Below are 16,822 nucleotides of genomic sequence, written 5' to 3' on the forward strand. Positions count from 1 at the left end.
TGGTGGAGCCGGGGGGATTTGAACCTCCGTCCACCCCAAGTACTGCGGGGCTTTCAGCGCAGAAGCTGCCATTTTGCTGTCATTTATTTAGGGGCGCGTGCAAAGCTCACCTACATTCAAAAGGCCCTTGACGTCTAAGAATCTTCCATTGAAAGGGCGGTTGAAGGCATTGTCTTCTGCGAGCCCTTCTAGATCAGCTTTGGTGTCTGCACCAAAAACTGACCTTACCCTCTCGAAATACTCCCTAGAAGCGGCACGGACAAAAATCTCAAAAGGCCTTGGATAGTGATCTAGGTATACAAGCGTGTCGGACCAGTAGGGAATCCCAAGTAATCTGGATCTTACTAACAGCGTGAAGTCAGCTTGCATGAGGTTCTCGAACGATAGTGGTGAAGCAAGTGAACGCTCTTTTAGAAGATCGGCCTCTGGTGACATTCTTCCGAGATTTAAGCGCTGATTCCTTGTGTGAAGACTGCTACAGTTCGAGGTGAAGCTCGAGTAATCATGTAAGGATTTTGATTGATTGGAACTGTCGAGGAAATAGAAGCCTCGCTTTAGTAGGCGATCAAGACTTGAAAACTTTTGTTCTTTTAGGAAGATTCCAACGACATTTAAAAAGAGCTCTTTAGCGAAAAATACAAAGTTGTCAAAGTCAGCCGTGTTGTAGTGGCTGATATTTTCCGGTCGCGTGGTATATGGTAGAATTCCTTCAAGAAAATTATGTATCTCGTCTTCTACTTGGGGTGATCCTGAATAGGACAAGCTGGTTTGTATTACTTGTAAGATCTCATCACGATGTGGTCTAAAGGATGAAATGCTATCGATCACTTGCTCGTCAAATAAAACGCTAGCGTCTTTAATTATTCTATATGACTCAAGCTTTGCTAGCGAATCGCTAAAGTATTCACGCAACGCTGGAACTGCTTGGACCTTGCCTTCCTTTAGAAAAGTTGTCGCTCTATTATAGAGAAGTCGAGATGAGGAGTTGTTACTTGACTGCTGATCTAGGAATGAGGGTTTTCTGCCTAGTGGTGGTTTTTGATGGAGTGGTTTTCCGTATATGGCTCTGATTAATGTCTCAAGATTTTCTGAGTAAGCATCATTGGTGCTCAGATCTACGTACATTCTAGAGGTGTAAAATGTGGGTATGTATGGGCTACCGATTTCATTTTTTTCCGCAATCACAGCGATGAATTTGTTTTCACCTGCGGAATCATACACTTCTTTGGAGATAATTTGAGTTTCTACGCCTACGCCGCCGCTTCGTTGGTTAGCCTTTTCGGTATATGTTTTATCGGCGATGATTAAAGTCTTTGTAATGTTCTTGTCGTTAACAATTCGTTCCATGAAGTGATTGGTGTCATGACCTAGGTCTAACTCCCAGATGTCCAGCACTACATCTATACCGCAATCTACAAGGTGGTGTGCTAAGTCCTTCACCCACTCACGATGTGGAATTGAACTCCAGCTATAGGAGATGAAAACCTTTGGTGGACTATCCATAGTTATCCCTTTAAAGCGCTTGATTTAGTCAGTCCGTCGCTCGAAGGGCTCGGGGAGCTTGGTTTGACCGCCGAACTTGATGCTCGCATATCCCATAATGCTTCGCCGCGCTTCCCCGCGCAATCATCAGCTGCAGGCATCCATCTCCCGTAAACTCTCGCAATCATAGTCCAGTCTGTGTGGCCCATCTGCTTAGCCACCCACATCGGATGCTCTCCAGCTGAAAGCATCATTGAGGCGTAGGTGTGCCGGGTTTGATAGGGGCGTCGATATCGAACGCCCGCTTTCTTCATCGCCGGCACCCACATCGTCTTCCGGATCGGCCCATCGCCCGCCCACCGTTCAAGAGTGCGCGGGTTCTGGAATACCTCAGCATCCGCCAGGAACGTGTGTGCCTTTTGCGCTTTCAATGCCTCCAGCGCAGGCCGGAGCAACTTCACGCTACGGCGCCCGGCAGCGGTCTTCGTGGTCTCCGCTTTACCCTTGCCGGCCTGGGTCATCGCGCGGGTCACCAGTACCTCTTCGCGCAGCCAGTCGATGTCGCCCCAGTCTAGCGCCACAAGCTCGCTGGTACGCAGACCCGTCCACAGGGCGAACTGCATCATGTTGCGTGCTTGCCCGGAGAGTGCTTCCAGCACGGCTTTTTGTTCTTCGGGGCTGAATGGATCAACATCATCATCTTTCGGTGGTGCTGCCTTGCGTGAGTAGGTCCAACCCGCCAGCGGATTCAGCTCGATCAACTCTTCCTCGGCGGCATCGTTCAGCGCGGAGCGAAGGCAGCTCTGAATATTGCTGAGCGTCTTGTTACTCACCTCTAGGGTGTCGAGCCAGTCGCGTACCGCCTTCCGTTTCAGGTCCACCAGCATAGTGTCGCCCAGGGCCGGGATTAGGCGCAGCGTTACCAACTTTCGGTAACCGTCGAAAGTGCTGCTGGCGACGTATTTTTCCTTCGCGGCCAGCCACCTGGTCAAGAACCCGTTGACCGTCTCGCGGGAGGCCTCGGGCGTAAATTTTGACGCCCGGGCAGATCCCGGAAACGTCACCGAATAGTCAAAGGTGCCGATCGATATCGCGTGTTCAATCGCCGCCTTGTGCTGCTCGGCTTTCTTCAGGTTAGTGGCGGTGGGCTTGAGCGTGATCCGCTCGCGGCACCTAACACCCCGATACATGAACGTGATTTCGATACTCGTATCGGAGACTGCCCGAACTCCCCTCCCGCCTCTACCCATGACTCATATCCCTCTACGTCGAGAAGCGTCCGGCCATCCGGCGCCTTGATCCATATCTCACCGAGCCGCCAGATGCCGTCGCGGATCTTTGAGCGGATCGCGTCTTCTGTATAGCCAGACTCGCTGGCAAATTTCCTAACGGTCATATAGCGCATAGCTTCACCGCTCTTCGTGTCGCGACACGTTTTCGTTATCCGTGGATGGTGTCGCGACCTGTTCTGCAATTGCTGCATCAATGATCTGCGCCTGATCTGCTGTCACGCGGTCATGGTGGCGTAGGGTTTTCAAGGCTGCCTTGAGCCGGATGAGATCCTGCTCAAGGGTATAGAGCGTCATGCGTGCGCCCATCACTTCCTTGGCGCGCTCGGTGGCGATGTCAATTTCGGCCTGAACCAAGGTTTTCAAACGGGCGATTTCGGAGTTCATATTTCGTAGCGCCTCGTCCGGCACTAGGGTGTGCCCAGGCAGATCGCCGCCCAAGAACGCCAGCAAGGACTGCGCCTCGTCGTGGTACATGTGGCGCTCGGCCTGGTTCTCGTCCTGGTCGTTTTCGCCATCCACGAAGCGCTTGAGCAAAAAGGCCAGCGAGTTCCGCTCGGCCAGCAGCGAGCGGAATGCAGACGCCGTTTCAGGCGCTTGGCAACCGCCATGGGGTGAACACATCCCCGGCGTCTGGCAGCGGGTCATGGATTTACGGCAGATCAGATCAGTCATGACCAGCACCCCGCTGAAAGTGGTCAGCCAGCACCCTGCGTGCGTCGATGCCGCACGATGCCGACATTGCGTAGATCTGGCCGAAGGTGGTCTCCCGGCGCTGCAGGGCGTTGAACAGTTCGATCAGGCGCTGGCCCTTGGTTCCGTTGCGGCGCGTCATAGCTGGAACCCCTTTTGCTGCGGGAGCGGGGTGGCGGTCAATTTCTCGGTTTGGTGCATGGAAGTTGCCAGAGAGGCACGTGCCGCTTGGCTTTCGTCGGCGGTGGTGCTGGCGGGCATCTGTAGGAGCGAACTGTCCGGCAGGCAGCTGATACCGGTGCCGGCGATGATCCAGCAGGTGACGCCGCGCACGCTGTCGTGCTGGACGTCGATCAGTTGCTCGTCGGCGGCGGCCTGGCCAACGATCACCGACAGGATGATGAGCATCAATTTGCGCATGTGAGTACCTCCCAGGTTTGGCCGTTGAAAATTTCGCAAGTCAGCTTCGAGAGCGGGATAGGCGTTGCGGTGGCCAGCCAGTCGGAGGCCGTGCCACCACGCTTCTTGCCATTGCGCTCCATGACTCGACGTTCATCGCGGCAAATGCTCGCGTACTGGCATGCGTCCCGCCATTCCATGAGGCGTGGATCATCAGCAGGAAGGCCGAAGCGAGCGCAACCGAAGCTCTCGTGTTGTTGGCGCATACTCAGCAGCTTGAGCTTCCCGCGATGCATCACGGCCTTGCCGGCTGTGGCCTCCCAGGAGCGATTGCGGGAGAACCAGAGCAGTGCCGGCTCGCCTTCGCGGCCACCAACGTTGGAAGGGCGCAGCTCGCCGGAATCGAGGATCAGTGGCAGGTGCTGGGAAACGCTGGTGTAGTGGTAGACGAGCGTCATGGGTGCAACTCCTCGAGTCGGGCCTGGCGCATTGCGTCGTCAACGTTCTTGTCCAGGTCGTGCCCGAAGTAAACGGTTTCATCGCGAGCCACGCACAGATCGGTATCGATGTCGGTTACGCGGTCGCGGTCGCGAAGCCACTCGTAGCGCTTGGCATTGGCTGCCATCTTCACTCGGTCGTCGATGTGCATCGAGTCTGCAACTACCGAGGATTCCTCTGCTGTTCGTTTGTCCTGCACTGCATCTGCAAGGCCAAGTACCGCGAAAATTCCGTACATCCCAGCGGAAAGCGCGACAAACAGAAACGCAAACATCGCGTTTTCGCCGCACGATGGGCTAACTAAGTCCGGCGCGGTTTCCATCAGCACAACACTGATAATGGCAGCGACAACTGCTCCGATGATCACGTTCCGGAGAAGCCTCCAGAGGTTGAATTTTTCACGTTCCATGTCCAACTCCTGCTGTTGATTTTGATGATGATGGAGGGGGTTAGTAGCCCAGCCAGGCGAGGACATCCGCCGACTTGTATTGCTCGTGAACACCGAGGTCGTCGTCGAACTCATCGACGCTTGAGCCGTGCTTTTTCACTTCTGCCAGGGCCTCTGCGCGGGTGACGACGGGCGGCCAGCTCTCTTGGTAGGTATCCATTTCGCTTTCCTTGGGCCGAACAGATCCCGGCCGCGTTTTTGGCTTTCGCAAAAATCAGGTTGGGTTAGGCGATAAACGTACCTTGGTACTGGTCGCTGTCCTCCTGGCGCTGCGGGCCAGGGTTGGGCGTAGCCATGCTGATCATGCCGAGGCTGAAAGCCTTCATGACTAGGCCGCGCATCGTCTTGACGCCCAGCTTGAAGCGGGCACTGTCGAGACGCTTCTCGGCGGTAGTAGGGCTTATACCCATGGCGCGAGCCACCTCCTTCACCGTCAAATCGGCAGCAGCCCACAGGGTGGCTTCAAGCTCACGAGGAGCCAGGCCCATCTTGAGGGTGCCCTGCCAGTTGCCGGCGGTGAGGGTGTTGGTGGTCATGTCTGAAGCTCCATGCAGGGGTGCGATAGAGATAAAGTTACCTGTGGGTTATTTTTAAGTCAACACCTGTGGGTTACTATCTTTTGCGTTGACGAAAAAAAACCGCCAAGCGGCGGCTTATTAAATGCCTTTTGATTACCTGGCAAACATTCCCCACCAGAAAATATGCCCCAGAATGGTTAGATTCTGGTCCTGCATATCTTCAAAAGTATAATCTTCGTCGGGATGCTCTTCTCGGTTGAAGCTGCGCAGCCTAAGGCCTGTAGGGATGCGATATATCTGCTTGACCCGCAATTGACCATTATGATTGATGGCGTACAGGTCCCCATCAATAATGTCCCCAAGGGATGTTTTGCCGGTATCAACACCTACGGTCGCCCCATCGCGAAGGACGGGGGTCATGCTATTTCCGCGCACAGTGACGCATCTTGCGCGATCGAACTGCACACCGTTCTTGCGAAGGCTCTGCTTTCCAAACCGAAGCGTTGAACCCTCGACCTCCTCAATTGCAAACCTGCCGGAGCCGGCCGAAAGCTCAACCTCCTGAAGAAATGGCACGCAGACCTCATCGTCCAGAATCGGCGAAGAGCCATCCCATATGGATACTTCGCGCAGCCCCGGATGCGCGCTGTGATCTTCCTGGCTGAGCTTTCTTTCGGCTATAAGGGCGCCTACTTCATGCGCCCGGTCTAGCCAAAGCGCATCAAGGAACAGAGCTTCCTCGATATCCCTAGCCATCTGCTCACCGATACGCTTCCGATGCTCTGGTTTTCCGGTAAGGCAGCGAGACATATAGCTGGGTGCTTTCCCCACGGCCTCAGCAAGCCCGGCTATGCGGCCGTTGAATTGAGAGGCGACTAGATATCTAAGGTTTTCGCGGCGAGTTTCATATATGTCCATGCGTCAATGATCCTCAATTATGCTCCGCAGGTAAATTCCCTGTAGGTGTTGAACATTGGTAACCCGTAGGTTATCTTTTGTGCATATAACCGAAGGGCAAACCATGGATACCAAGATTTCCTCGTTGCTGGCCTGGCTAAAAACCGCCAGTGACTTAGATATTGCCGAGACGGGCACCACTCGCGGTTACCTGCGGCGAATCGCTTACGGACAGAAAGTCGCGTCGGCTGAGACGGCCGCCGGGATCGAGCGCGCTACTCTTGGAGCTGTTACCCGAAAGACTTTGAGGTCTTCCGACTGGCATCGAGTATGGCCTGAGCTGGCAAACCCCTCGCCAACCTTGAATCAAATGATGCCTCAGATCTCGTCCGCCGATCAGTCTGGCAAACCCTCTGTTCATCCATCCAGTGCCGCGCAGGCATCGAACTGATGTCTCGCCCGCCATCCCAGTTTTTGCTGAGCGGCTGACTTTTCAGGCGCCCACAAAAAAGCCCAGCCTGAGCTGAGCTTCTAAGTTGCTACCCGCGCCAACGGGTGGCTTTGGCATCACTTTGTCTATCGAAGGGCAAAAACAATGCAAAACGAAAATACCACCGCGCCACCCAAAGCGCAACACCGGCCCTTGAGGCAGCCCTTTGAGGCGCGCCGCGGGTTCACCTATTACGAAGTTCAGGTCATCTACCAGGACGCCGGTATCAAGCGCACATACCCAGGCGTTCAATACGAGGCTTTAGCGTTGGAGTTGAAGGGGATGATCGAGCCGGAAGTCGCCCCTTACCCTGTTCGCATACTGTGGATCGCCGGGCAAAAGGAAGAGGCAGAGCGCTTCCTCCGGATGGAATCCCGCGTAACCGACATGATCAAGTCGGTTCGTTCGGCGGATCGCCCCGGCCATGAGTTCATGGCGCGCCTCGGGCAGTTCGGGCCGTATGAAGGTTACGCGCCACAAAACGCGCAATCCGAAAACGTGGCGCGGGAAAGCGAGGTGGCGAAATGAACGCTCCCTTGCCCGTCCCCACTCACGTTCCCGGCGAGCCTTTGCGCGCCGTGCTGCTGGATGCTCAGCAGATGTGCAGCATGAACTTTGCTCGCGAGGAGTTCGACAAGCTGTCGCGCATCCTTCAGCCCCTGCTCGACACCATGCTGTGCCGCCAGGATGAAGGGCCCGCCTGCGATATCGCCCGCCATCTTGAGCAAATCCGCATTTTCAGTGGCAACTTCCTTGTGCGCCACCGCGACCTCGGCGCCTCCTTTGGCGTCGTCGGTAGTCGGCCCGGCATTGATGTCGAGGTGCGGCCATGAAAACCGACACAACGCTTCGCCTCACCCGCACCCAATACCGGAACTTCGCCGAGCAGGCCAAGCAGGCCGGTTGCTCGCTCAGCCTTTCAACTTTCCGCGCCCTCGGCAATTGCTGGGGCATCTTCGATCCTCGTGCCAGGCTGGTGTGCTTGGATGTGTCGGCAGACAACCTTGAGTTCACCGAGGGTTGCGGCATACAGCTTTCTACCAGTGTGGAAACCGCTCGACTGCGCGGCAATCAGCGGCCTGAAATCGACTGGTCCGTTCTCGAGGATCACGAAATTTACCCGTTCATCGTTGCTCATGAGATCGGGCACCGCGTTGACAACTTCTGTTATTGGGCGCCGGCGCGCATCGAGGATGGCCAGGTCAGAACGCGTTGTGAGCGAACGATCCGCAGCATCAACGAAGTTTTGGCTGACCGTTATGCCTGGAGCCAGATTCGCCCGGGTGAACCTGTGCCCCTGTGCGAACTCGGCAAGAGCCTTCAGGAGGAGATCGCCGCCGATATCGCTTTGATGGATGAGCATATGCCCAGGGTTCGGCGCGAACCTCGCAAGCTCCCGGCCGGCCAATACCTGCATATTCCTGAGGTGATGCTCATGACCGACTCTATGGTTTCGTTCATCGGCACTGGTGTCTCGGCGAGTGCGGTCGCCCATGCGCGCACCAGGCCAAGAACCTACCGCCGCGACTCTCGCTCGAGGGCTTACTGATGACTATCACCCCATTCCAAGGCGGCGGTGCCGTCACCATGACCAGCCTCGAGTTGCTCGACCTGGTCAACGAAGCCCGTACTGAGTTTGGCGAGGGAGATGTTCGCCGCAACGACTTCACCGCCCGATGCCGAGACGAGCTCGCCGGCGATCACTACGAAACTTTCGTAGTTCAAAATTTGAACAAAACCGAGTCTGTAGAGCTTCGCATGACTCGCGATCAGTGCATGTGGGTACTGATGCGCGAGTCGAAGGCTGTTCGCCGTCGGGTCACCGCCAAGCTCAACTGCCTTGAGCAGCAGCCAATAGTGCCCGCCTTGCCGCAGGACTACATCGGCGCCTTGGAGCATCTACTGGAATCCAAACGCTCCCAAAAACTCGCGATCGAGCAGCGTGACCATGCAATCGAAACTAAGGCTGAGATCGGTTCGCGCCGTGAAGCGACAGCCATGGCCACTGCATCCGCCGCTGTGCGGCAGGCCAACCAGCTGAAAGAAGAGCTCGGCCGCGGGCTTCGGCAGGCTACCGTCGCCGCCGTTGAGAAGGTCGGCAAGCGCAAGTTCGGCAGGCAGGGCTTTCGTCCGCTGAAAGCATGGTGCGCCGAGAACGGCGTGCTAGCCCCAAAAGTCCACGATTCGCGTTATGGCTGGGTTCGTTCCTGGCCCGCCGCTGCATGGGCAGCCGTTTATCAAATTGACCTGGCTGACCTGTTTGGCGCCGACGGAGAACACGCATGAACAAGAAATCTACCCACGAACAACTCATGACTCTGATCGCCGAGGCTGCCATTGACTTCCAACAGGCCGAGATTCTGCGCAACTCGTTGAAGCGCGAGCTGAGTGCCATGTACGCCACCTATTTCCGTGCCCACGGTCGCCCAGGTAACGGCGAGCGCACCCGATTCGACTTCGAAGATCCGGCGTATCGCGGGGTAGTGGAGTTCACCCAGGGCGCCTACAGCCGCTGGTTTGATCAGCGCGCCCTCACCACACGGCTCAAGCGCAAGCTCCGCAACCTTGTCGAGCGTCTGGAGCGTGTCCAATGAAAAACGTTATTGATTTTCCATCGCCGCTGCCCGTTGAACATATCGACGAGGAGAACATGGCCAAGCATGGCGATGCCGCACTATTGCTCAGGTGCTTCGAGGTAGTGAAAGACACCTTGGAAGTGATCAACGAGCCTGAGTATTCCATCGAAAAGGAGGACGACACCCATGTCGACCTCATCCGGGCGTTTTACGCACTCAAGGTACTGTTCAAGCGCAAGACTGGTCATGACGCCGATGTGGTCGCCCGCGAACACTGGGAGGCCATGGGGCGGCACCTGCTGGAAGGCGCGCCATTGCCTGAGCAGCGCATCTCCATCGTCACCGTGCCCGGTAATCCTCATCCGCCTAGCGCCTTTGATGCGATGACGGACCTGCAGCTGGCTACAGCCAGCCTCAGCTATGCCCGGCGAGTCAGTGAATCGATCATGACGCATTCGCCCGAAGCCTTGGATATGGCGGAAGCGCGGCTGCTCTCGATTGATGCCACCACCGCCATGCACGTCTTGAAGCAGCGCCTTGCCGTTCACGCACCAGGTGCTGCTTCGGCAGCAGTGACGCGGACTACGGCCCGCGGGGAGACGCTGCAATGACCACCACCAACCCTCTTGCCCCCCCCCCAGGACGCCCGCACAGCCGAAGTGATCGCCGGCCCATGGCCTTGCTATTCCGGCTGCCGCCATCTGCCCGAGCGCGAACGCTGGGAGGTATACGGCCTTGCCAAAGCGGGCCGTGCAGCGCTGGAAGACAGGGGCATCGTCATGGATGAAAGCTATGACGACTTCATCACCCGGGTAACGCGGGAGTTGAACGTATGAGCATGGATCTGATGGTCAAGGCCATGAAAACTAAGGTCGGCAATCCGCTGCGCAAGCTGGTGCTGGTCAAGCTGGCCGATAATGCCAGCGACCAGGGCGAGTGCTGGCCGTCGTACCAACACATTGCTGACCAGTGTGAGATCGGCCGATCCACGGTGAAATTGCACATCCGAGAGCTTGAAAAGTCGGGTTTTCTTCGCCGGGAATACCGACGTAAAGGCGAGCTGAATCAGTCGAACGTCTTTCATTTGTCTCTCGATGGTGGGGCAGCATCTGCCCCAGGGGGTGGGGCACCAGATAACCCACCTGGGGCAGGAGATAACCTAGGGGGTGGGGCAGGAGCTGCCCCCAGAACCAGTCACTCTTCTGAACCAGTCAAGGAACCTAAAACCTTGTGTGCATCGGAAGTTGAATTGACCGAAGCCTTCGAGGTGTTCTGGAAGCTGTACCCAAACAAGAAATCGAAGAAAGACGCTCGCAAGGCATGGGACAAGCTCAAGCCAAGCGCTGACCTTCGCCTGACCCTGATGACCGCTCTGGGTAACCACCGCCTTTCCCGTGACTGGACCAAGGATGACGGCCAGTACGTGCCCATGGCGTCGACCTGGCTGAACGGCGAGCGTTGGACTGATGAGCTGGTACCGGCGTCTGCGGCGAAAGCCTCGGCCTTCACCGGCCTGCCCAACCACACCCCGGATATGTACCAAGGAGACGGCAATGGCCCAGCGTTCTAATTTCCGTCGCCAGCCTGAGCAGCGCGTCTTCGCCGGTGAGTGCCCGGTCCACGGTTCGATTGATCGTTCCGAGGTTGAGCAGTTCGACGGCTCGATGGCTACTCGCCCGTGCAAGCAATGTCAGTACCACGGCCTGCGCGTAGCGCCGCAGGGCAGCGAAGAGCATTCGCAGGCGCTGGCTAACATGCAAGCCGAAAGCGTCAACAGCGCGCTTGTGGGCTCGGGTATCACGCCTAGGTTTGCCGATAGCACTTTCGCGACCTACCGCGGCACCACCCCGGCGATGGCCCAGGCGCTGGAAACCTGCCAGGCCTACGCCGACAACTTCGGCGAGCACTTCCAAGCCGGCCGCAACCTACTGCTGTGCGGCAACGTCGGCAACGGCAAGACGCACCTGGCCAGCAGCATCGTCCAGCATGTCATTCGCCAGCACCGGGCCGTGGCGGTGATCACCACCGCCGCCGAGATCATCCGCGTGTTCAAGCGCTCGATGGTCAGGGATTCCGGTTACACCGAGGGCGACGTCATCAATGAACTGGCGAGTTTCGACTTGCTGGTGATCGATGAGGTTGGCGCCCAGGCGGGCACTCACTACGAGCTATCTGTCCTGCATGAGGTGCTGGATCGGCGATACAACCTGATTCGCCCGACGGTGGTGGTGTCCAACCTCAACGCCCAGGGCCTGAACCAGTATATCGGCGAGCGAGCCCTCGACCGTCTGCGCGAGAACAAGGCGCTGTTGGTTGGCTTCACCTGGGAATCGGCACGGGGGCGCGTATGAACCAAGAGGACAAGTATTACCGCCTCGAATCGGAGCACGGCGTGCTGGGCGCGATCATGATCGCCTCGCTCAACGAAAGCTCTGGAATGGTGGACGAGATCCTTTCGCAGATGAAGTCGGGAGACTTCTGGCACCAGGACAACGCCGCGCTGTTTGATGTGATTCACGACTGCCATGCGCAACGGATGCCCGTAGACGCTGTGACGCTTGGCTCGATCCAGCGCTATCTGCCCAGCGGGAAAACCACGCTGGAATACACCATCGACCTTTGCCGCAACGTCCCATCGGCCGCCAACTGGAAGACTTACGCGCAGCAGGTTAGGAAGTGGGCGCTGGTCCGGCAGTTTCGTGACCTTGGGCGGATCGTCGACACCGGTGTCTACGATGACCTGCCAGCGGATGAAATTCTCGACCAGTGCGACCTGGCGTTGGCGGACCTGCGAGACCTGAAGGCATCGGGCAAGGCAGGTTACAAGCGCATGAGTGAAGTGCTGCCGATGGTGCTGGACCACATGGATGACGTACTCAATGACAAGGCGCCGCCCAAGTTATCCACAGGCTTGGCGGACCTCGACAAGCTGATTGGTTTCCTGCGGCAAAAGTCGATGGTTGTTATCGGCGGGCGCCCGGGCAGCGGCAAGACGATGCTTGGCCTGCAGATCATGAATCACGTTGCGACTCGCGGTCGTGGTGTTGGCTTGGTCGTCAGCCTTGAGATGCCGGGCGAGCAGCTGACGCTGCGGACGATCGCTAGCCTGGGCGGCGTGGATCTGCGCCGCATGGATGAGGTCAAGTGCCTGGAACAGGATGAATGGAACCGGATAGGCCTTGCGGCTGGGAAGATCAACGAGGCCGAACTCTACCTGCTGGACACCCCAGGCCTGACCATGCCGGCGATCCGCGCTGAGGCATTGAAGCTCAAGCGCGAGGTTGGGCTCGACATCCTGATGATCGACTACGTGCAGATTGTCGGCACAGACGGCAAGTCGCAGAACCGTGCGGACGCGGTGGCCAAGGTATCGATCGCCATCATGAACCTCAGTCGGGAACTCGGGATTCCGATCCTGGTGCTGGCGCAGCTAAACCGCGGGCCAGCCAATCGACCCAACAAGAAGCCTCAAGCCAGTGATCTCAAGGAGAGCGGCCAAATTGAGCAGGACGCCGATGCCGTGATCCTGGTGCATTACGACCGGGATTCTGAAATGGGGCAGCAGGGCGTCACCGAACTGATTCTCGACAAAGGGCGGCAAGCCGAGGCCGGCTCATGCTTGGTACAGCGCCAAGGCCAGTTTGGCCGGTTCGTCAACTTCGCAGGGCGCGAGCCCACCCAGGAAGAGGTGGAGATCAACCGCCCCTTCTCCGAGCAGTACAAGGGGAGAAAGAAACCATGAGCAACTCAAATCGTGCGCCAGTTGTCGCGCCGCGCCTTATGCCAGCGACCCTTCCCGAGTGCGAGATCCTCGACGAAGAATTGAGCCGCGACTCCATCCGGCTGGAGTGTCAGCTTGGAGTTGCGAAAGGAAAATCTCAGGCTGATGGCGAATACGCCGATCCGGTTTGGTACCACCGGGCCACCGCGGCACTCAAGCACATCAGGCGCGACCGCCAGAGGCTTATGGTGCATATGAAGCAACTCAAGATCGAGGCTCGCCGCACAGATCCGCACTGGCAGAGCCGGGACCAAGCCATCATCCGAGCCCTGCGTAATGAGTTGCCTCCAGGGCGCTTTGAGCAAATCGTCGAGTCGGTAGAGCTGAACATTGAAGCGGGGCTACCCCAATGAGTAACGTCACTGCGGCATCGCCGCGCAAGAGCCTGTTCGATCATGAGCGCAAATTCCTCAAGATCGCCGGCGCGAACCTGGCCAAGGAGAAGCTCGGCGGTGCCGCCGCTATGGCTTGCCTCTTGGATATGGTCGCCAGCTGGCACGCCACCAGGGTCAACATCGAGTTCGGTGATTACTGCAAACGCTGGGTGGCCGAGGGGAATGCAAAGAGCAAATCGGCTGACAAGCTGCTGCGCAATATCCTTGGCCTGGACGACAACCCACCACCACGTCGAATCCGGAGGGCTGCATGAGCGTATACCGCAGCGCAGAGCACGCCGTAATGCGTGCAATGAACGTCGACTCGATATCGCTCCACAAAGGCGCTGGGTGGCAGAACAAGTACAAACCTGACGCATGGGAGGCTGAGCGCGCCGACAATCCTTGCCCAATGGATCGGTTTGATCAACTGACCCAGGACAGCATGACCCGAGCGCTATTACGCCGAGTACTGGCGGCGCCGCAGTGGCATATCTTGGTGGCCCACTTCATGGTCGACCTTGACGGCTCAACCCAGCAGCAGCGCTTCGCCGCGATTGCGCACCTGGCCCGGTCAGCACCCGGCAAGTCTCACCACCTGTTCAGGACCAAGTGCGTGACGGCATGGGCAACACCGCGCCTTCCGGAGTCTTTCATGGTGCTGCACACCTGGGACAATGCCGAGACGCCCACGCCAGAAAAGACGCTGTATCGGTGGCGGTCTGACCTGCGCAAATGGCTGGAGGCCGAGCGGGACACGGCAATCGCTTCAGCCTGGGTTATTCTCAATGAAGCGGGGCTGATAGCAGAAGCGGCTTGACGAACTGAGAAAATGAGAATCTAATTCACCACATTGCGGTTGTGTGTCTAGGAGATGCACTGCCGCCGAACCCGACCATAGTGTTGGGTTTTTTTATGCCTGGGTTTAAGGCGTTGCTGTGATGATCCGTTGACAGCCTCCGCTGGTTGGGCAAAGGTTGAGCTCTATTCAAAATGGAGCAGTACCGATGCGGAAGATCCTCGCCATAGCAGCACTTCTTATGTCCACGGCTGTAATTGCAGATGACCGGGTAACGTTGTCCGATATTCATGCAGGCCAGGCGCCGGAAGGATTCACCGCAGTAATGGGCACGGCTCATAACAATACCAATGCGCCGCTGAAAGCTGTATTTGTGAAGTTCAAACTCTATGACGCGGGCGGGAATGTCATCGGAAACACAGTGGCTCACGCAACGGACATTGGCGCCGGGGAGAACTGGAAGTTTTCAGCACCAACCACCGCGCCATTTGCCCAAGCCAAACTGAGCGGCATTGACATCTACTGATTCCGTTTTATGAAAGCCCGACCACAGCGTCGGGTTTTTTTATGTCCAAAAAACGATGTGAGAGCCATAGCCAGGGTGGGCCTTAGGGCAGGGCCTGGACGCTAGTGCAGCGCTATCGCGTGCTACCGGCCTTGAGCATTGCCACAAACCTGGATAGTCGGGCACTAGATTCTGCATAGCCCCCGAAATCCGGCGAGTCAACGAACCGCCATTCACCGTCACGCCATTCAGCATCGCAATTTGTGGGCTTCTGCGGGTTGAAGACTACCTCGCAATCACCGAAGCCCTGCCCAGCACTGTATATGGTTGCAACGACAGCGATAGTTTGCCCTATTTGTATCCATTGACCTGGTCTAATTTCAGGACGATCAGACATGATAGATATGACCCCGAAGCAGAGAGTGTTTGGCGCACTCAAGAAACTGTTGGAGATGACTGATTCTGATATCAGCCTTGATGTCGAACGTGCCCGTATCAAGCTTGCACTCGAGAGATGCATTTCCTGGGAAGAGCAACTGCGCGACGTTGACGATTCTGAGCATCTTAGCGCTTGAAGCGTAGACAAACGAACTGCGTTCCGCTTGCGCAATTCTGCGCAGTAAATGCGCACCTGCGCAGTTTGCGCAAAAGCAGACGCAGCGCGGGTTGTGTGTAGTTTGGTTGGGATTGAAATTGCGCATATTGCGCAGCTGATGCCCGATTGTTTTATGCAGGTTATCGCCCAGGCAGCTGGGCTAAGTCGGTAGAGGCGTCGTCTAATCCCGTGCGGACAATGGGCGGCTACGCGATGAGAGGGCAGGGTATGTGACCCGGCGATCTGCCCCACCAGAGCTGGAGAGTTGCACCAGCCACCTGCACCTATTAAAGAGCCCCGCCAATGTGCGGGGTTTTGCGTTTCTGGAAGGTGGCGCCAAGTGGTAGGCAAGCCTTTCGCCGATAGCCAGCACCCCCCCGAGATAACGCCAATGCCCGCAGCAAACGTCGCTCAGTCAATCGAGATGACGCAGGAGTCGCTTGCTCAAATTTTGGATTACGAGCCTCTTACCGGAGCGCTCAAATGGAAAGTTCGGCCTGCCCACATGTTCGATAAGGAAGTGTCAGCAGCTGCATGGAATGGCCGCCACGCAGGTCGTGCCGCTGGTTCAAAGCTGCATAAGCAAGGCGGGATTTCATATTTCCAAGTAGGCATTGGCATGAGGACGGTGAGAGCCCATCGGGTCATCTGGATTCTCGTCTATGGCGCCATTGATGACTCTCTGGTCATTGATCATGTGAACGGTAATGGTCTCGACAACCGTTTAGTGAATATCCGATTGGTAAGCAGGGCAGCCAACTCCCGGAATGTTGCTGTCGGTAAGCGCAATACTTCTGGCGTTGTAGGCGTTTACTGGAATGCGCAGAAACGAAAGTGGCGAGCGCAAATATGCCTCGATGGTGTGCAGACATTCATCGGGTACTACGACGAGTTCTCTGATGCAGTTGAGGCCAGGAAGGCGAGGGAGCATCAGCATGATTACCACCAGCTTCATGGGATGAATAGAGATTTGAGAGCGGCTTCGGTTTGAACCCGGTGCTGCTGGAAACGGTAAGGGTTCGACTCCTTCGCCTTCCGCCAAACAACAGTCATGTGGGTGAATGCTCAAGGATGAGCAAAGGCCGGATCAGCAGCATGGATCGCGTCCGGTTGCCCGCGCCTATTCAACCGCTGGCCGATGACCCGCCCCTAAACTCGTAGGTGACGATATGCCGTTCGTAGTGATCCCCCAGCCTTTCCCAAAGTCACCACTGCAAACGCAGTTCGACACTGAGGATGAGGCGAACGCCCGCGCTCAAGCGATGATCGAGCAAGCGCCGCAGCAAGCCGTTTATGTCGCTGAGTTGAAGACGCTGTACCAGGGCCAGGTGACCGTCACCACGGCCCCAGCGGTCACTCAGCCAAAGAATCCCGAGCAGGGGTGATTGCACCGCCACGCCGTGAGGCGTTGCATCGACGTGCCGTATCGTCGTGATGACGACACATAAGCACAAACCGCCAGGGTTCGCCCTGGCACC

Annotated in this window: 27 protein-coding genes and 1 pseudogene; 17 read left to right on the top strand and 11 right to left on the bottom strand. The window is 57.1% G+C overall.

The genetic code is table 11. The features are described 5' to 3' along the window. Window positions 1-87: 87 nt before the first annotated feature. The 10 genes and pseudogenes from HBJ59_RS26855 to HBJ59_RS26900 form a co-directional block, all read right to left on the bottom strand. On the bottom strand, window positions 88-1,503 hold the full coding sequence (locus HBJ59_RS26855) for a toll/interleukin-1 receptor domain-containing protein (protein ID WP_167665302.1): 1,416 nt from the start codon (window positions 1,501-1,503) through the stop codon (window positions 88-90). A gap of 2 nt (window positions 1,504-1,505) precedes the next feature. Beyond that, window positions 1,506-2,732, bottom strand: coding sequence for an Arm DNA-binding domain-containing protein (locus HBJ59_RS26860; protein ID WP_167665303.1), 1,227 nt, complete (start codon window positions 2,730-2,732; stop codon window positions 1,506-1,508). A gap of 159 nt (window positions 2,733-2,891) precedes the next feature. Then, complete coding sequence (locus HBJ59_RS26865) at window positions 2,892-3,446, bottom strand: hypothetical protein (protein WP_167665304.1); 555 nt, start codon at window positions 3,444-3,446, stop codon at window positions 2,892-2,894. Continuing rightward, window positions 3,439-3,606, bottom strand: a complete 168-nt coding sequence (locus HBJ59_RS26870) for a hypothetical protein (protein ID WP_167665305.1) — start codon at window positions 3,604-3,606, stop codon at window positions 3,439-3,441. Before HBJ59_RS26870 ends, HBJ59_RS26865 begins: the two co-directional genes overlap by 8 nt. Further along, entirely contained in the window at window positions 3,603-3,884 is a 282-nt protein-coding gene (locus tag HBJ59_RS26875) for a hypothetical protein (RefSeq protein WP_167665306.1), read from the bottom strand. The genes HBJ59_RS26870 and HBJ59_RS26875 overlap by 4 nt, the downstream gene beginning before the upstream one ends. Then, window positions 3,872-4,321 carry a hypothetical protein gene (locus HBJ59_RS26880; protein ID WP_167665307.1) on the bottom strand — a complete coding sequence of 150 codons (450 nt, stop codon included), beginning with the start codon at window positions 4,319-4,321 and terminating at the stop codon, window positions 3,872-3,874. The genes HBJ59_RS26875 and HBJ59_RS26880 overlap by 13 nt, the downstream gene beginning before the upstream one ends. Continuing rightward, complete coding sequence (locus HBJ59_RS26885) at window positions 4,318-4,770, bottom strand: hypothetical protein (RefSeq protein ID WP_167665308.1); 453 nt, start codon at window positions 4,768-4,770, stop codon at window positions 4,318-4,320. Before HBJ59_RS26885 ends, HBJ59_RS26880 begins: the two co-directional genes overlap by 4 nt. Window positions 4,771-4,810: 40 nt before the next feature. Then, on the bottom strand, window positions 4,811-4,969 hold the full coding sequence (locus tag HBJ59_RS26890) for a hypothetical protein (RefSeq protein ID WP_167665309.1): 159 nt from the start codon (window positions 4,967-4,969) through the stop codon (window positions 4,811-4,813). A gap of 130 nt (window positions 4,970-5,099) precedes the next feature. Then, window positions 5,100-5,345 (bottom strand): annotated as a pseudogene (locus HBJ59_RS26895) (helix-turn-helix transcriptional regulator); the annotation flags it as partial. Window positions 5,346-5,480: 135 nt separating this feature from the next. Beyond that, window positions 5,481-6,137, bottom strand: a complete 657-nt coding sequence (locus HBJ59_RS26900; RefSeq protein WP_167665386.1) for a S24 family peptidase — start codon at window positions 6,135-6,137, stop codon at window positions 5,481-5,483. A 211-nt stretch (window positions 6,138-6,348) separates the two neighbouring features. On the opposite strand from HBJ59_RS26900, the gene HBJ59_RS26905 reads away from it, so the two are divergent. The 17 genes from HBJ59_RS26905 to HBJ59_RS26985 all read left to right on the top strand — a co-directional run bounded on the left by HBJ59_RS26905 (window position 6,349) and on the right by HBJ59_RS26985 (window position 16,335). Then, a complete protein-coding gene (locus tag HBJ59_RS26905) occupies window positions 6,349-6,675 on the top strand; it encodes a helix-turn-helix domain-containing protein (RefSeq protein ID WP_218585980.1) in 327 nt (108 codons plus the stop codon). Between the two features lie 144 nt (window positions 6,676-6,819). Beyond that, a complete protein-coding gene (locus tag HBJ59_RS26910) occupies window positions 6,820-7,242 on the top strand; it encodes a hypothetical protein (RefSeq protein ID WP_167665310.1) in 423 nt (140 codons plus the stop codon). Beyond that, window positions 7,239-7,547, top strand: a complete 309-nt coding sequence (locus HBJ59_RS26915; protein ID WP_167665311.1) for a hypothetical protein — start codon at window positions 7,239-7,241, stop codon at window positions 7,545-7,547. Before HBJ59_RS26910 ends, HBJ59_RS26915 begins: the two co-directional genes overlap by 4 nt. Continuing rightward, on the top strand, window positions 7,544-8,263 hold the full coding sequence (locus HBJ59_RS26920; RefSeq protein WP_167665312.1) for a hypothetical protein: 720 nt from the start codon (window positions 7,544-7,546) through the stop codon (window positions 8,261-8,263). The genes HBJ59_RS26915 and HBJ59_RS26920 overlap by 4 nt, the downstream gene beginning before the upstream one ends. Next, a complete protein-coding gene (locus tag HBJ59_RS31735; protein ID WP_167665313.1) occupies window positions 8,263-9,000 on the top strand; it encodes a hypothetical protein in 738 nt (245 codons plus the stop codon). The genes HBJ59_RS26920 and HBJ59_RS31735 overlap by 1 nt, the downstream gene beginning before the upstream one ends. Continuing rightward, on the top strand, window positions 8,997-9,308 hold the full coding sequence (locus HBJ59_RS26930; RefSeq protein ID WP_167665314.1) for a hypothetical protein: 312 nt from the start codon (window positions 8,997-8,999) through the stop codon (window positions 9,306-9,308). Before HBJ59_RS31735 ends, HBJ59_RS26930 begins: the two co-directional genes overlap by 4 nt. Next, window positions 9,305-9,901, top strand: coding sequence for a hypothetical protein (locus tag HBJ59_RS26935; RefSeq protein ID WP_167665315.1), 597 nt, complete (start codon window positions 9,305-9,307; stop codon window positions 9,899-9,901). Before HBJ59_RS26930 ends, HBJ59_RS26935 begins: the two co-directional genes overlap by 4 nt. Before the next feature lie 15 nt (window positions 9,902-9,916). Then, window positions 9,917-10,126, top strand: coding sequence for a hypothetical protein (locus HBJ59_RS26940; RefSeq protein ID WP_167665316.1), 210 nt, complete (start codon window positions 9,917-9,919; stop codon window positions 10,124-10,126). Continuing rightward, a complete protein-coding gene (locus HBJ59_RS26945) occupies window positions 10,123-10,860 on the top strand; it encodes a helix-turn-helix domain-containing protein (protein WP_167665317.1) in 738 nt (245 codons plus the stop codon). The genes HBJ59_RS26940 and HBJ59_RS26945 overlap by 4 nt, the downstream gene beginning before the upstream one ends. Next, window positions 10,844-11,641: an ATP-binding protein gene (locus tag HBJ59_RS26950; RefSeq protein WP_167665318.1), complete on the top strand. Its 798-nt coding sequence runs from the start codon at window positions 10,844-10,846 to the stop codon at window positions 11,639-11,641. Before HBJ59_RS26945 ends, HBJ59_RS26950 begins: the two co-directional genes overlap by 17 nt. Beyond that, window positions 11,638-13,032, top strand: coding sequence for a DnaB-like helicase C-terminal domain-containing protein (locus HBJ59_RS26955; RefSeq protein ID WP_167665319.1), 1,395 nt, complete (start codon window positions 11,638-11,640; stop codon window positions 13,030-13,032). The genes HBJ59_RS26950 and HBJ59_RS26955 overlap by 4 nt, the downstream gene beginning before the upstream one ends. After that, on the top strand, window positions 13,029-13,424 hold the full coding sequence (locus tag HBJ59_RS26960; protein WP_167665320.1) for a hypothetical protein: 396 nt from the start codon (window positions 13,029-13,031) through the stop codon (window positions 13,422-13,424). Before HBJ59_RS26955 ends, HBJ59_RS26960 begins: the two co-directional genes overlap by 4 nt. Further along, complete coding sequence (locus tag HBJ59_RS26965) at window positions 13,421-13,720, top strand: hypothetical protein (RefSeq protein WP_167665321.1); 300 nt, start codon at window positions 13,421-13,423, stop codon at window positions 13,718-13,720. The genes HBJ59_RS26960 and HBJ59_RS26965 overlap by 4 nt, the downstream gene beginning before the upstream one ends. After that, entirely contained in the window at window positions 13,717-14,265 is a 549-nt protein-coding gene (locus tag HBJ59_RS26970; protein ID WP_064450962.1) for a hypothetical protein, read from the top strand. Before HBJ59_RS26965 ends, HBJ59_RS26970 begins: the two co-directional genes overlap by 4 nt. 187 nt (window positions 14,266-14,452) lie before the next feature. After that, on the top strand, window positions 14,453-14,770 hold the full coding sequence (locus HBJ59_RS26975) for an FxLYD domain-containing protein (RefSeq protein WP_167665322.1): 318 nt from the start codon (window positions 14,453-14,455) through the stop codon (window positions 14,768-14,770). Between the two features lie 374 nt (window positions 14,771-15,144). Beyond that, entirely contained in the window at window positions 15,145-15,324 is a 180-nt protein-coding gene (locus HBJ59_RS26980; protein ID WP_167665323.1) for a hypothetical protein, read from the top strand. 411 nt (window positions 15,325-15,735) lie between these two features. Further along, window positions 15,736-16,335 carry an HNH endonuclease gene (locus tag HBJ59_RS26985; protein ID WP_167665324.1) on the top strand — a complete coding sequence of 200 codons (600 nt, stop codon included), beginning with the start codon at window positions 15,736-15,738 and terminating at the stop codon, window positions 16,333-16,335. Between the two features lie 214 nt (window positions 16,336-16,549). Here HBJ59_RS26985 and HBJ59_RS26990 read toward each other — a convergent pair whose 3' ends face one another. Then, the gene (locus tag HBJ59_RS26990; RefSeq protein ID WP_167665325.1) at window positions 16,550-16,735 is read right to left on the bottom strand and encodes a hypothetical protein; all 186 of its coding nucleotides are present in this window, start codon (window positions 16,733-16,735) and stop codon (window positions 16,550-16,552) included. Window positions 16,736-16,822: the final 87 nt, after the last annotated feature.

The sequence above is a fragment of the Pseudomonas sp. AN3A02 genome, from assembly GCF_011765255.1.
GTDB lineage: Bacteria > Pseudomonadota > Gammaproteobacteria > Pseudomonadales > Pseudomonadaceae > Aquipseudomonas.

Coding starts and splice junctions, on each gene's coding strand:
- HBJ59_RS26860 (WP_167665303.1), bottom strand. CDS start 2,732: ATGGGTAGAGGCGGGAGGGGAGTTCGGGCAGTCTCCGATACGAGTATC.
- HBJ59_RS26930 (WP_167665314.1), top strand. CDS start 8,997: ATGAACAAGAAATCTACCCACGAACAACTCATGACTCTGATCGCCGAG.
- HBJ59_RS26885 (WP_167665308.1), bottom strand. CDS start 4,770: ATGGAACGTGAAAAATTCAACCTCTGGAGGCTTCTCCGGAACGTGATC.
- HBJ59_RS26965 (WP_167665321.1), top strand. CDS start 13,421: ATGAGTAACGTCACTGCGGCATCGCCGCGCAAGAGCCTGTTCGATCAT.
- HBJ59_RS26975 (WP_167665322.1), top strand. CDS start 14,453: ATGCGGAAGATCCTCGCCATAGCAGCACTTCTTATGTCCACGGCTGTA.
- HBJ59_RS26960 (WP_167665320.1), top strand. CDS start 13,029: ATGAGCAACTCAAATCGTGCGCCAGTTGTCGCGCCGCGCCTTATGCCA.
- HBJ59_RS26880 (WP_167665307.1), bottom strand. CDS start 4,321: ATGACGCTCGTCTACCACTACACCAGCGTTTCCCAGCACCTGCCACTG.
- HBJ59_RS26945 (WP_167665317.1), top strand. CDS start 10,123: ATGAGCATGGATCTGATGGTCAAGGCCATGAAAACTAAGGTCGGCAAT.
- HBJ59_RS26950 (WP_167665318.1), top strand. CDS start 10,844: ATGGCCCAGCGTTCTAATTTCCGTCGCCAGCCTGAGCAGCGCGTCTTC.
- HBJ59_RS26875 (WP_167665306.1), bottom strand. CDS start 3,884: ATGCGCAAATTGATGCTCATCATCCTGTCGGTGATCGTTGGCCAGGCC.
- HBJ59_RS26935 (WP_167665315.1), top strand. CDS start 9,305: ATGAAAAACGTTATTGATTTTCCATCGCCGCTGCCCGTTGAACATATC.
- HBJ59_RS26890 (WP_167665309.1), bottom strand. CDS start 4,969: ATGGATACCTACCAAGAGAGCTGGCCGCCCGTCGTCACCCGCGCAGAG.
- HBJ59_RS26955 (WP_167665319.1), top strand. CDS start 11,638: ATGAACCAAGAGGACAAGTATTACCGCCTCGAATCGGAGCACGGCGTG.
- HBJ59_RS26970 (WP_064450962.1), top strand. CDS start 13,717: ATGAGCGTATACCGCAGCGCAGAGCACGCCGTAATGCGTGCAATGAAC.
- HBJ59_RS26905 (WP_218585980.1), top strand. CDS start 6,349: ATGGATACCAAGATTTCCTCGTTGCTGGCCTGGCTAAAAACCGCCAGT.
- HBJ59_RS26985 (WP_167665324.1), top strand. CDS start 15,736: ATGCCCGCAGCAAACGTCGCTCAGTCAATCGAGATGACGCAGGAGTCG.
- HBJ59_RS26915 (WP_167665311.1), top strand. CDS start 7,239: ATGAACGCTCCCTTGCCCGTCCCCACTCACGTTCCCGGCGAGCCTTTG.
- HBJ59_RS26865 (WP_167665304.1), bottom strand. CDS start 3,446: ATGACTGATCTGATCTGCCGTAAATCCATGACCCGCTGCCAGACGCCG.
- HBJ59_RS31735 (WP_167665313.1), top strand. CDS start 8,263: ATGACTATCACCCCATTCCAAGGCGGCGGTGCCGTCACCATGACCAGC.
- HBJ59_RS26870 (WP_167665305.1), bottom strand. CDS start 3,606: ATGACGCGCCGCAACGGAACCAAGGGCCAGCGCCTGATCGAACTGTTC.
- HBJ59_RS26920 (WP_167665312.1), top strand. CDS start 7,544: ATGAAAACCGACACAACGCTTCGCCTCACCCGCACCCAATACCGGAAC.
- HBJ59_RS26855 (WP_167665302.1), bottom strand. CDS start 1,503: ATGGATAGTCCACCAAAGGTTTTCATCTCCTATAGCTGGAGTTCAATT.
- HBJ59_RS26900 (WP_167665386.1), bottom strand. CDS start 6,137: ATGTCTCGCTGCCTTACCGGAAAACCAGAGCATCGGAAGCGTATCGGT.
- HBJ59_RS26980 (WP_167665323.1), top strand. CDS start 15,145: ATGATAGATATGACCCCGAAGCAGAGAGTGTTTGGCGCACTCAAGAAA.
- HBJ59_RS26910 (WP_167665310.1), top strand. CDS start 6,820: ATGCAAAACGAAAATACCACCGCGCCACCCAAAGCGCAACACCGGCCC.